Origin of the sequence: Carboxylicivirga fragile (genome assembly GCF_050589805.1) — a bacterium.
Taxonomy (GTDB): Bacteria; Bacteroidota; Bacteroidia; order Bacteroidales; family Marinilabiliaceae; genus Carboxylicivirga; species Carboxylicivirga fragile.
Map to the genome: position 1 here is coordinate 1 of NZ_JBNGOY010000034.1, position 13,147 is coordinate 13,147.

10 protein-coding genes are annotated in these 13,147 nt (G+C 37.9%); 5 read left to right on the forward strand and 5 right to left on the reverse strand.

Annotated features, from left to right (window positions below; genetic code table 11):
* Positions 1-169 precede the first annotated feature (169 nt).
* From ACRD7B_RS14995 to ACRD7B_RS15005, 3 genes are all read right to left on the reverse strand, one after another.
* Positions 170-661: a hypothetical protein gene (locus ACRD7B_RS14995; protein WP_430825389.1), complete on the reverse strand. Its 492-nt coding sequence runs from the start codon at positions 659-661 to the stop codon at positions 170-172.
* A gap of 180 nt (positions 662-841) precedes the next feature.
* A complete protein-coding gene (locus tag ACRD7B_RS15000; protein ID WP_430825391.1) occupies positions 842-1,285 on the reverse strand; it encodes a DUF4395 domain-containing protein in 444 nt (147 codons plus the stop codon).
* Between the two features lie 235 nt (positions 1,286-1,520).
* Positions 1,521-1,865: a hypothetical protein gene (locus tag ACRD7B_RS15005; protein ID WP_430825392.1), complete on the reverse strand. Its 345-nt coding sequence runs from the start codon at positions 1,863-1,865 to the stop codon at positions 1,521-1,523.
* Between the two features lie 163 nt (positions 1,866-2,028).
* On the opposite strand from ACRD7B_RS15005, the gene ACRD7B_RS15010 reads away from it, so the two are divergent.
* From ACRD7B_RS15010 to ACRD7B_RS15020, 3 genes are all read left to right on the forward strand, one after another.
* On the forward strand, positions 2,029-3,192 hold the full coding sequence (locus ACRD7B_RS15010) for a metallophosphoesterase (RefSeq protein WP_430825393.1): 1,164 nt from the start codon (positions 2,029-2,031) through the stop codon (positions 3,190-3,192).
* A gap of 119 nt (positions 3,193-3,311) precedes the next feature.
* A complete protein-coding gene (locus ACRD7B_RS15015; protein ID WP_430825394.1) occupies positions 3,312-5,720 on the forward strand; it encodes a TonB-dependent receptor in 2,409 nt (802 codons plus the stop codon).
* A gap of 210 nt (positions 5,721-5,930) precedes the next feature.
* Positions 5,931-7,613, forward strand: coding sequence for a DEAD/DEAH box helicase (locus ACRD7B_RS15020; protein WP_430825395.1), 1,683 nt, complete (start codon positions 5,931-5,933; stop codon positions 7,611-7,613).
* Positions 7,614-7,673: 60 nt separating this feature from the next.
* Here the strand turns inward: ACRD7B_RS15020 and ACRD7B_RS15025 are convergent, their stop codons facing one another.
* Together ACRD7B_RS15025 and ACRD7B_RS15030 are read right to left on the reverse strand one after the other, a co-directional pair.
* Positions 7,674-8,519, reverse strand: coding sequence for a DUF6599 family protein (locus ACRD7B_RS15025; protein ID WP_430825396.1), 846 nt, complete (start codon positions 8,517-8,519; stop codon positions 7,674-7,676).
* A gap of 17 nt (positions 8,520-8,536) precedes the next feature.
* A complete protein-coding gene (locus tag ACRD7B_RS15030; protein ID WP_430825397.1) occupies positions 8,537-9,730 on the reverse strand; it encodes an aldo/keto reductase in 1,194 nt (397 codons plus the stop codon).
* A 230-nt stretch (positions 9,731-9,960) separates the two neighbouring features.
* Between ACRD7B_RS15030 and dpp5 the strand changes: the two genes are divergently transcribed.
* Positions 9,961-12,045 (forward strand): dipeptidyl-peptidase Dpp5, encoded by a 2,085-nt coding sequence (gene dpp5, locus ACRD7B_RS15035; RefSeq protein WP_430825398.1) that lies wholly within the window; start codon positions 9,961-9,963, stop codon positions 12,043-12,045.
* A 305-nt stretch (positions 12,046-12,350) separates the two neighbouring features.
* Positions 12,351-13,109 carry an energy transducer TonB gene (locus ACRD7B_RS15040; protein WP_430825399.1) on the forward strand — a complete coding sequence of 253 codons (759 nt, stop codon included), beginning with the start codon at positions 12,351-12,353 and terminating at the stop codon, positions 13,107-13,109.
* Positions 13,110-13,147: the final 38 nt, after the last annotated feature.

A 13,147-nucleotide genomic window follows, 5' to 3' on the forward strand; every position in this document is an offset into this window, starting at 1 on the left:
ACTTTAGGGGAGGTTTGGAGGGGTAGAAATAAAGGTTAAGTTTTAATCTATAAGTTGTCTGGATTTTAAATTCTCTTTTGAGACAGCCTCTTTTTTTTATTGGATCAAAACAATCCATAATAAAAGACCCTGAAGCAAAATGCACCAGAGCCAAACAGACAAGTTTATTTTATTTACTTAAATACGCTTCTAACTTTCCTTCTTCAAGCACCTCAACTAATCGCTTCAGCTCCTTAGTTAATTTCATCTTATTGATAGGGTTATTGCAATAATTTAGCAACGAAACTAAAGTTCCATCCTCTATTTCTTTCTGACTCGCACCTTCATTTTCTATTACCGTTAAGGCATAGCAACTCAAATATAAATTCTTTAAATCATCGCGCTCTTCCGTCATTAAGAAAACATCCTCATTGATTAAAGCAGACAAATCTTCTGATTTTGATAACCAAGCTTTCACAAAAGCAGTAGCCCTATCACGCTGAACATCTTTTTTATCGTAGCGTGTTGCCGTTAAATAATAACAACAATCCAAAACATATTCTTCTGCATCTTTTAATTGCTCCTTATCATTTAATTCAATATCGTTTAAATAAGAAAAATCTTGAGCCTTTGTTGAAACTGCTAGAACTAAAGCTATCAGTGTTATAATTAATTGTTTCATAATTTCAGTTTTCATTTAATAATTTCTGAAAGTGTTAAGTAGTACGGCCTTACGGATAAACGACTCAATTATTTTGACAAACAGCCACATCACATAGACTAACACACAAAAATCATTAACGAAAGTTTTCAACAAAAGAGCTAACAATCAGATTTACAAAGCAGTAAAACAATGGATTATTTAAGCTCTTTTTAGCAATAAATAATTAAGGAAAGTATAGATATAACACCCAACACAAAAATTAAAGAAACACTCTAAACCAGCAAACACCATTAACAACAAACTAAAGGCATTTGCCAAGCCTGAAGCCCCAATAATATATAGAACAAATATTAAACCTGTAAATATAAAACCTAAACGGGCAGCAAATACCTTAGGCGCTCTATCAATTTGTGGCGCATTTGAAAACCATTTTGACGCAAGGTAATAAGCAATCTGACCAACAACACTATAGCGGCGGCCAACGAAACCACGCTGAAAAAAATCAAATACCAATAAAAGTGGAATTACAAATGAATTTAAAAGCATACTTACACCCAACAACAAAATAACTATAAATGCTGACACCCTTGGCTGGGCTTCCGATATACGATTTCCTGAAATGGGACAAGTAATATTTTTCATAACAATCAATTAAATAATCTTCACTATTAAGATGCTTTTATCTTTTTCCATTGCAAATATAGAAACATTTACCATATATCATTCTTTTTTAGTGTATTTTTTTATTAATAACCCCAAATAACCTTATTTTATTAGCATTATTTTTCATTGTTTTTTTATATGATTTAATGCAATAAGATAAAAAAAACCGACATAAAATATGTCGGTTGCAATACATTATACTAGAATATGATCTCTAAATCACCTGCTTTCGCTGCCTACGAAAAAACAGGAATAAGAATGTTGATTTTAATAGAACACCCGAGGCAATCAGCCAACCATACATATGCTTTAATTCAGGCGAACCCTTTACAAATACCCCTGTTAGAACCAACGACACACCAATTGGTAACAATACTATTTCTGCACCTATTTTAAATCGCCCCGACCTAATTCCAATTATCAAGTAAATAGCTTTTAGCAAACCACCCAATGAAAACAACACCACAGGCAAGATTCCTGAAACTCCAGATATACGTAGAATTATTGCAGTTAATATAAAAACACCTCCAACAATCAGGAGTGATTTAACTCTTCCCATATTCTCTTTTGTTTTATTCAATACATAAAAAGCTTTAACATCCAATGGTGCAAAGCTGAGAACTTCAAAAGTAACACATCCATTATTAAGTCCAATTATATAACAATATTATTGTGAGCTTTACTATATTTACAATACATAACACCCTAATCGAAACTTAATAATGAAAATAGCCAGCATACTAATTTTTCTTGGAATCATACTTAGCGTTCATTTCACGGTTAATTATTACATTTATTCACGTGGCATTCAATGCCTCCAAGGCGCTCCACAACTCAAGAGCTTTTTCAGAGCCATCATGATTATATTAGTCATTGCCTATCCTCTTGGTCGCTTCCTTGAAAAAATATGGTACTCTCCTGTCGCAACCAGCCTCCATTGGATTGGTGCCTTTTGGTTTGCAGGCATGCTATACTTCACTCTTAGTTTAATTACGATAGATTTAATTCGCCTTATTAACCTAGCTTTCCATTTTCTCCCGGCGAAAAACACAGATTCATACGAAAAACTAAAACTCTTTTTAGGATCAGGTGTAACTATGCTGATTCTCTTGCTAATGTTGGCTGGCTTTATCAATGCTTGGACCCCCAAAACATCACGACACAACATTACCATTAATAAATCAGCGGGAGAAATAACAGAACTGCGGATTGTTGCCGTTTCCGACATTCATCTGGGCACCATTATCGGTCCTCGAAAAACCGAAAAACTGGTTCAATCCATCAACCGCCTTAAACCTGATATTATATTACTCGCTGGCGACATTGTGGATGAAGATGTTCAACCCGTAATAAAACAAAACCTTGGCGAGAGCCTCAAACAACTCAAAGCTCCCTTGGGTATTTATGCTTCAACGGGTAATCACGAATACATTGGTGGCGTTGAACGAGCAGCAAAATACCTTTCGGAACACGGCTTGACTCTTCTACGGGATTCAAATATCCTCATAAACAATTCCTTTTACATTATCGGACGCGAAGACAAGGACAAGAACAGAAGCAGAAGTGCATCTGAACGCAAAGATTTAGATCAATTACTTCTTGACATCGACAAGGCTAAACCAATGATCCTACTTGATCATCAGCCTTTCAATCTTGATGAAGCGACCAAAGCAGGCATAGATCTGCAAATATCCGGACATACTCACCACGGGCAACTTTGGCCAATCAACTACATCACCAAACGAATTTTTGAAGTGAGTCGAGGATACAAACAGAAAGAGCAATCGCATTTTATTGTGAGCACAGGGTTTGGAACATGGGGACCACCCATCAGAACGGGGAATCGTCCGGAGATATTAGAGATTACACTTAAGTTTAATCCTTAAAATTTCATAACAATATTAAAGTACAAAATGCCATAAAATCCTATATTTGCAGCAGCAATACCGCACACACTTGTGCTTTAGAAACGATTGCTGATTAACCTTAATCTGATTTTGGCAGAATGATTCGGCTATTTTATATTTTTTTATTCTTAAGCTTTATATCAAAGGTAGCAGGCCAAACAGTACTCGTAAGAGATCACCAAAGCCTTCAGCCTCTTGAGCTCGTAACGATTTTTACTCAAAATCCAATTAAGAGTACTGTCACAAATATGAAAGGACAAAGCTCTATCCAAGAATTTGTAAACCTCGACAGCATTCATTTTAGACTAATTGGCTACGAAACCATAATTATTAATTATGCAGACCTAAAGAACAGACAGTTTGAGGTACTGATGGAGCAAAGCGAATTATCGCTTGATGAGGTGGTGGTATCTGCAACAAAATGGAAGCAAGGCAGAAGAGATACGCCATCTAAAATATCAGTTCTTAAACCCAAGGATGTTAGCTTCCTAAATCCTCAAACAGCAGCCGATCTTATTGAAAAAACAGGTGACGTATTTATTCAAAAAAGTCAGATGGGTGGCGGCAGCCCAATGATTCGAGGATTTGCAACCAATCGTGTATTAATAACGGTTGATGGTGTAAGAATGAACAATGCCATATTCCGAAGCGGAAACATTCAAAACATTATATCACTCGATCCCTTTGCAACTAACAGAGCCGAAGTGATATTTGGCCCAGGCTCAATCATTTATGGAAGCGATGCCATTGGCGGTGTGATGGGCTTCTATACATTTGATCCCATCCTCTCTCATGGAGAGCGAAACTTCGACCTAATTCGTGCAAATACCAGATACTCATCAGCCAATAGTGAAATAACCGGACATGTTGATTTCAACCTTGGATTCGACAAGTGGGCTTCCTTTTCAAGCATCACCTATTCTAAATATGGTGATCAGAAAATGGGCAAAAACGGCCCAGATGATTATTTACGCTCTGAGTATGTGGAAAGACAAAATGGTGTTGATGAAATAATCGATAATCGGGAACCAACAAATCAGATTCCCAGTGGCTATAATCAATTGAACTTAATGCAGAAGTTTAAGTATGCACCTAATGATCGGTGGCAACTTAATTACGGCTTCCATTATTCCGAATCCTCAAATGTTGATCGCTACGATCGTTTAATTCAATATAAGGACGATGCCTTACGCTATGCCGAATGGTATTATGGCCCACAAGTTTGGCTAATGAATAATCTTAACATTCAGCACTCTGGCACCAGTAAAATGTACGACCACGTTCAAATTCTAGCTTCACATCAATTCTTCAAGGAAAGCAGACACAGTAGAAGCCTTAATGCCATTGACAAGAAACACCGAACTGAAAAAGTAAATGCCTACAGTATAAACATAGATTTAGAAAAAGGCTGGAGAGATGGTAATCGCTTATTTTATGGTTTTGAAACCGTAATAAACAAGGTTAATTCCAAAGGTCAAAAAGAAGACATAAGTAATAACACCTGTATCCCAGATGCTTCACGCTATCCAGATGGATCTATATGGTTATCAATGGCAGGATACGGAAACATACTTCATAAGTTCAATGAGAAAACAAGTTTTCAAGGTGGATTAAGATACAATTACATCTATCTAAATGCCGATTTCAACAATGACTACTACGACTTTCAGTTTACCAATGCACGCATTAATACAGGTGCGGTAACAGGAAGTGCCGGGCTCATCCATAACCCTATCGACCACTGGCAACTAAGTGCTACTATAGCTACAGGATTTAGAGCGCCTAACATTGATGATGTGGGAAAAGTATTCGATTCTGAGCCTGGATCAGTTGTAGTTCCTAATCCAGACTTAAAACCTGAATATGCCATAAATGGAGAACTGGGAGCGGCTGTTGTTGTGGTTAAAAAACTCAAAATTGATTTTGCAACGTATTATACCATATTAACCGATGCCATGGTACGTCGTGATTTCACACTTAATGGTGAAGAGTACATTATGTACGATGATGAATTAAGTAAAGTGCAAGCCATACAAAATGCTGCTCATGCCTATGTTTATGGTATTCAATGCGGATTTGAGTTTAAACTTAAATCTGGCATCAGTGCCTCATCTCGCTTCAACTACCAAAAGGGCGAAGAGGAACTGGAAGATGGCACCTATTCGCCAATGCGCCATGCGCCACCTTGGTTTGGATCGAGCCACATTAGCTATAAAAACGAAAAACTAAAACTGGATTTCAACCTACAATACAATGGCCAGGTAGCCTACAATAATATGCCAGCCAGCGAAATTAGTAAAACACACATTTATGCACTCGATGGCAACGGTAATCCATACTCCCCTTCCTGGACAACCATGAATATTCGTGGGCAATATCAGATAAATGATGCTTTACTCGCCACCGCTGGCATCGATAACCTAACAGACAAACGCTATAAAGGTTATTCATCAGGCATTGCTGCTCCGGGAAGAAATTTCATTATTTCACTCATGTTATCATTGTAATGGATAAATAATCCCCCTCAAACGTTAATTAAAGCCAAAAAACACATTTAGACCAAGTCAAGACTACTCATTATCAAAAAATAGGTCTATCTTTGCGCCCGATAATAAAAACAAGACCTCTCTGGTCACTTTCCGTAGCATTTCGTAGCATAGCTAAAATTCTGGGTAACCGCTGCATGAACGTGAAAACGAGTGGTAAAAGAATTTTTTATGCAAACATTTAAAGACACAGGTCTTCCCGAGGAGATTCTGAAAGCTATTGGTGAGCTCGGTTACGAAACACCAACCCCTATTCAAAGTAAAACTATTCCTGAAATTTTAAATCACGGAAATGACTTAATTGCTTTGGCACAAACCGGCACAGGTAAAACTGGCGCTTTCGGTCTACCTGTAATACCACAGGTGGTTACCGAAGAAAAAAGAGTTCAAGCACTTATCCTTTGTCCAACACGTGAACTGTGTTTACAAATCACAAAGGATTTACAGAAATATGCTAAATATTACAAAGATTTATTTGTAACACCTGTATATGGTGGTACTGAGATACGTACACAGATGAGAGCTTTGAAAAAAGGGTCTCACATTGTTGTTGGTACGCCAGGCAGAATGAATGATCTTATCAACCGTAAGGCAATTGAATTAGGTGATGTTCGTTGGTTAATCCTTGATGAAGCTGATGAAATGCTTAACATGGGTTTCAAAGACGATCTTGAAAGCATCATGGCGCAAACACCAGAGTGGCGTCAAACGCTATTATTTTCGGCAACCATGCCTGCTGCGATTGCAAAGATGTCGAAGAAGTACATGTCTGATCCAGTGGAACTAAGCGTAGGTGCTAAAAACGCTGGAGCAAGTAACGTGGAGCATCAATTCTACATGGTGCAAGCTCACGATCGCTACAAAGCCTTAAAGCGAATTGTTGATGTTACACCTGATGTATACGGTATTATCTTTTGCCGTACACGACAGGAAACAAAAGACATTGCTGATAAATTGATGGCTGATGGTTACAATGCCGATGCTATTCATGGTGATTTATCACAAGCACAGCGCGATATGGTTATGCACCGTTTCCGCAAAAAGCACCTTCAACTATTGGTAGCTACCGATGTGGCTGCTCGTGGTATTGATGTAAACGATCTAACACACGTTATCAACTATAATTTACCTGACGATATTGAGGTATACATCCACCGTAGTGGGCGTACTGGACGTGCCGGCAAAAAAGGTATCGCTGTTACAATCATTCACTCGCGTGAGATGCACCGCATCAAAGCAATCGAAAAAATTGCTAAGAAAACATTCGAGCGTAAAATGGTTCCTAAGGCAGATGAAATTTGTGAAAAACAATTGTTCAGCTTCCTGGATCGAGTTAGCGTTACCGAACTAGAGGAAACTTCACCAGTGAATGCGTTATTACCTGCTGCCTATGATAAGCTAGCAAATATGGAACGCGAGCAATTGATCAAGCAATTTGTGGCTGCTGAATTTAACCGTTTCATGGAGTATTACAAAGATGCGCCAGACTTAAATATCTATAAAGAAGATAGAGGCCGTGGTGGTAGAGATCGTCGTGATGGTGGAAGAGGCCGTGACAATGCTGACTTCAGCCGCTTATTCATTAACGTTGGTAAGGTCGACAAGATTACCTCTGGTGATATCATTGGTTTAATTAACAGCAAACTAAAAGGTGTTACAGTAAAAGTTGGTAAAATTGAACTACTGCGTAACTTCTCATTTGTTGAAGTTGATAAAGCGTACGAGCAAGATGTAATTACCAAACTTAGCAAAGCTAAGATGAAAGGCAAAAGCGTAAACTTAGAAGTAGCTTCGCCAAAACCTTCATCTTCATCCAGAAGAAGACCGCAGTCAGGACGCAAAAAACGTTACTAAGGAATTAGTGAACTAATATATAAAAGGGGAAAATCAATGTGATTTTCCCCTTTTTTATTTCTATTGAACAGTTTCAATCAAATCATCCAATAACTTTAAGTGCTTTTCGGGTTCTTTAGCATCTAGCAAACCACAAATTACACCTTCCTTATAGTTAAGCACTACCTTGCCTATGTAAGGGTCGTCAAATTGATACCGCTTCTCTTTCAATCGCTTCTTATATTTGAGTCTAGTAAAGTAACGCTCAATTACAGCTCTGCAATGTTCATCATCTCCTTTATAAGCAAACAAACGAATTGATTCTCCCTCGTTTTCATAAACAACGGTACAGGCGCCATTAAAGCCAGTAATACCCATAAAATTCTCGGCCATATAGCGCTCAGTAGAAGCTACTTTAAATTTCTTTGGAAACCATGTGAATTGCTCAGGCAATGCACAAGGCTCGCAAATAAGCGAAGCCACTTGTTTCGAAAACTTTAGTAATTCATCTTCGGGAACAGCCGGATAGCCATTGTAAACTTTTACGTAGTAATCTTTTGCAAGAAAAAACACAGCTCCACTCTCAATAAAACCCTCAGCTCCGATGCTGCTTAATTTAGCTCCTTGCGGACGTTCTTCGGTGTAAATACCAAAGGCAAACATAGGATTCTTATGGCGATACAGCTCTAATGTCACAAGTTTTCCATCGGGATTAGCATAATCAACTACCCATAAATCCTGAAACTTGTAACCAAGGTAAAAATCTGATGCTCCGTTTATATAATCATACAAATTATCACGATCATAAAATTGTTTTTCACCAGAGATACTATAACCATCAACCTTCTTAAATTGCTCAGGATAATCCTGAGAAAAACCATTTAGTGCTACAACAAACACCAACATCACTACAAAAAATCGCCTCATCTAATATCAATTACTAATTACACAACAAAATCTTCTGGCACATCAACCAAACGACTTACTTCTTTAATTTTATCAGCAACAGCAAACTGCTTTACACAACTTACAGTACAAGAGTCACAAGTGCTACATGGATCGTTTACAACTCCCATATTTGCCAACAATTCCTTTGCCTTGCCCATTTCGCGATACCCGTAGGTATACATATACGAACGCATTATCTCAGGTATAGGCAAGTTCTTTTTACATTGACCATTACATACATCGCAAGCGTTGCAATATAATCCTGCATATTCACGTGCAAATTCTAAATCTTTCTCTTCCGATTTATTTAACTTGAGTTTTTCCATTACACTCCAACTCTCTTCCAGTTGATCAATGGTAGCAACACTAGGGATAGAAGTGCAAATATGCTCATTTTGCAAAGCCCATTTTAGTGCCGCTTTTGTATTAACAGGTTTAGTCTGATCTTTATCTAAAAAGCCACCCGCCATTACTTTCATAGCCACGAAACCAATACCTTTGGCAGCGCCTTCTTCAATCGCCATATTTAACTCTGGTAAATGATCTTGCTTGAAATTATAAGCAGTTAATACAACGTCATATATTTCGGCCTCAATGGCCGCACGTATAACTTCCGGCTCGTTTTTATGAGTAGAAACACCCAAAAATTTACACTTACCTTGCTCTTTAGCCAATTTTACAGCCTTAATAACTTCGGGATGTAATACTGCTTGTTTAGTCGAAACAGCATGCACATATAATAAATCAACACTTTTTACTTGCAGTCGTTCCAAACTGGTATCGAACATCTTTAAAAAGTTCTCAGCGGTACACTCTTCACCTATCAAACCAGTTTTCCGATCCATGTCATCAGGAACAATTTTAGTAACTGTAAATAGCTTGCTCAAATCCTGATCTTCTAGAGCCTCACCTAACATGGTTTCATTTTTACCTTTTTGATATACATGAGCCGTATCAAAGTGTTTAATACCTTTAATTAAACCGGCTTTTACCATCGACGGATCTTTCATAGCTCCCACACTAACAATAGGTAATTTTATACCTGTTCGGCCAAGTGTTCGGTAAATAACAGCTTCTTTCTTTTTTGATTTTGCGGCACTATCCGTTGTTTTAAGCAGCGACGCTCCAGCTATACCCGCTGTGGCTACTTTCAGAAAATGTCTTCTACTCTTCTTTTCAGTCTTATTCATGATATATGGGTTTTAAAGGAATTGTAAGGTAGCAATTTTAAACCATCCTTTTATCATGGTTACTAACAACATAGCCAATATAGTTTCAATCAAAATAAGCAACTGATATATCTCAGTACAATTCATAAATAAAGCCCTTATTTTTATGTCGTAAAATCGTTAACACTTTTAATATTGACTATATTGCTGATATTAAGATGTTCAAACATTAGTCTAAAAATAATCACATCATGAAACACATTGTTTTTTATGCCTTTGTAGCTCTTTTACTTGCAGCCTGTTCAGCGCCGCAACAAAAACAAGAAGAGACATTTACAAACCGCGACATCAAGGTCGAAAGTCCAATTATGACACCCGAAGTTCTATGGTCATTTGGTCGTGTTGGTAGCGTTGCCGTATCTCCAGATGGGCAAACAGTAGCGTTCACAATCTCTTACACCAAAATTGAAGAGAATAAAACCTACTCCGACATTTACACAATGCCTGCCAAAGGTGGTGACTTTAAACAAATCACATCAACTAAAGGTGGTGAATTTGAAGTAAGATGGCGACCTGATGGTGCTAAAATAACTTATATGACTGCTGCCTCTGGTGATGTTCAACTTTGGGAAATGAATGCCGATGGAACGCAGAACAAACAAGTAACAAGAGTAAAAGGTGGCATAGAAGGCTATAAATATGCGCCAACAATGGATAAATTGGTTTACACCAAAAGTGTGAAGCTTGATCAAACCATTCACGATCGTTATCCTGACTTAAAACATGCTGATGCCCGCATCGAAGACGACCTGATGTATCGCCACTGGGACCATTGGGTTGACCCAACATATACACACGTTTTTTACATCAGCTACGCGAACGGCGCCACCACTGGAGAAGGCGTTGATATCATGAAAGACGAGCGTTTTCACTCACCAAACAAACCTTGGGGTGGCATGGAGCAAATTACTTTCTCTCCAGATGGAAAAAACATTGCTTATACAAGTAAGAAAAAGGTTGGTATGGAATCAGCATTCTCAACCAATAGCGACATCTATGTATTCTCTATCGAAACTGGTAAAACAGAGAATTACTCTGAAGGTATGATGGGGTATGACATTGCTCCTACCTATTCTCCTGATGGAAAATACATTGCCTGGGAAAGCATGGAACGCGATGGTTACGAGGCCGATCAAAATCGCCTATTCATCATGGATCTTGCCACAAAAGAGAAGAAAGATTACACAGCTGATTTCGATCAGAATGTACATGGATTAACATGGACATCTGATAGCAAACAAATCTACTTTACAAGTGAGGACAAAGGTTCTAAAGAGATTTTTCGCTTTGACATAAGCAACAATAGTATTTCTCAGATTACCGATGGTATTCACAACTATAACTCAGTTGCTCCAGCTGGCGATATGTTGATTGCAACTCGTACTTCAATGCAATACCCAACCGAGATTATTTCCGTTAACCCTGAAACAGGCGAAGGCGAAAACATCTCAAAAGTAAATGAACCATTGTTAGCTCAACTTAAAATGGGTAAGGTTGAAAAGCGTTGGATAAAAACTACCGACAACAAAGAAATGTTGACTTGGGTAATTTACCCTCCTAATTTCGATTCTGCCAAGAAATATCCAACACTACTATATTGTGGTGGTGGCCCACAGAGCATGGTAAGTCAGTTTTGGAGCCTCCGTTGGAACTTCCAAATGATGGCTGCCAACGATTACATTATTGTTGCTCCTAACCGTAGAGGCTTACCAGGATTTGGTCAGGAATGGAACGAGCAAATTAGTGGTGACTATGGCGGTCAGAACATGAAAGATTACCTTTCAGCCATTGATGAAGTTGCAAAAGAGCCATTTGTTGATAATGATAACCTTGGATCTATCGGAGCAAGTTATGGAGGTTACTCTGTGTACTGGCTAGCTGGAAACCACAACAAACGTTTTAGTGCATTTATCTCACACTGTGGTATTTTCAACTTTGAGCAAATGTACAGTACTACTGAGGAGATGTTCTTCGTTGACTTCGATTACAAAGGCAACTATTGGGATAAAAGCAATAAAACAGCTATGCGTAGTTATGCCAACTCTCCACACAACTTTGTTAAAAACTGGGATACACCAATGTTAGTAATACATGGTGCGAAGGATTTCCGTATTCCTTACACGCAAGGCATGGGAGCATACAACGTAGCTAAGATGCGCGGACTACAAGCTCGCTTCTTATATTTCCCTGAGGAAAACCATTGGGTTCTTTCTTGCCACAACGGTATTCTTTGGCAACGAGAATTCTTCCGTTTCTTAGATGAAACTTTGAAATAGATCAAAACTGAAAATACTAAAACAGCCTCATTTACTCTGCAAATGGGGCTGTTTTGTTAAAAGCTCAATAGGTTAGTTACGTATGTTTCGGATTTTATTTAGATAAGCCGTAAAGAGATATGGCGGCTATCTGCAAATCAAGCAACCTGCATTTTCAATTTCAACCGTGCATTATCAAACACTACACCGGGCGTTTTTGCTCAACTTAACTTCATCTAACGAAGCTTACATTCTATAAATGTAGAACTTAAAACTCTTGGCTCATAAGTTGATAATTCAATTCCAAAATTAAAAAACATAGAGTCATGAAAAAAATTAACATTTTATTCGCGCTGCTTTTCTCATTTATAGTTGCATCCGCACAAGAAACTGAATTAAAGCAAAAGTTTATCCTCGAAACCCTTGTTGAAGCCCCAGTATTCGTAGGCCATGCTAATATTGACAAGAGTGATCAAATAACCTTTACACACTTTCTTCAGCAAGAACTAGAGTACCTATCGGAACTTGACTATCCTGACAAAGAAGGTATCGTTGGCGTCAGGTTTACGGTTAATGCTGATGGTTCGTTATCAAAAATACATATTGAAAACTCTGTCTCCAAGACATTAGATTACGCTGTATTGCATGCCATAAAGACAAGTGATAAAAAATGGTTAGCTGGAAAAATAAACGGATCAGCAACTGCTATGGAAAAAACAATGTATGTGAAATTTGATATTCCTGGCAATCCAAACCATGTTGATATGGCCAACTTGCACTTAGGTTTTGCAATGAAGCAACTAAATGACATTAAGAATCTACCTACCAGATCATTGGATAAAAACAGACTTATTATCAAGACACAGCGCAAAGCTAAAGTAGCAAGCTCTCATTTGGCCAATGCTGAAAAATATGTACCAAATGATATGTCAATTACTTTTTGGCAAGCATTTATTTATGAATTACAAGGCAACACCGAATTAATGAACCAACGTTTGGAGAAATACCTTGAATTAGTCGAATACAAAACACTTAATGAAAAGGTAAAAAAAGACATGAACCTAGCAGTAATCACATTCAAGTAAAATCGCTATTAATATAGACTTACTCAATTCATCCATAA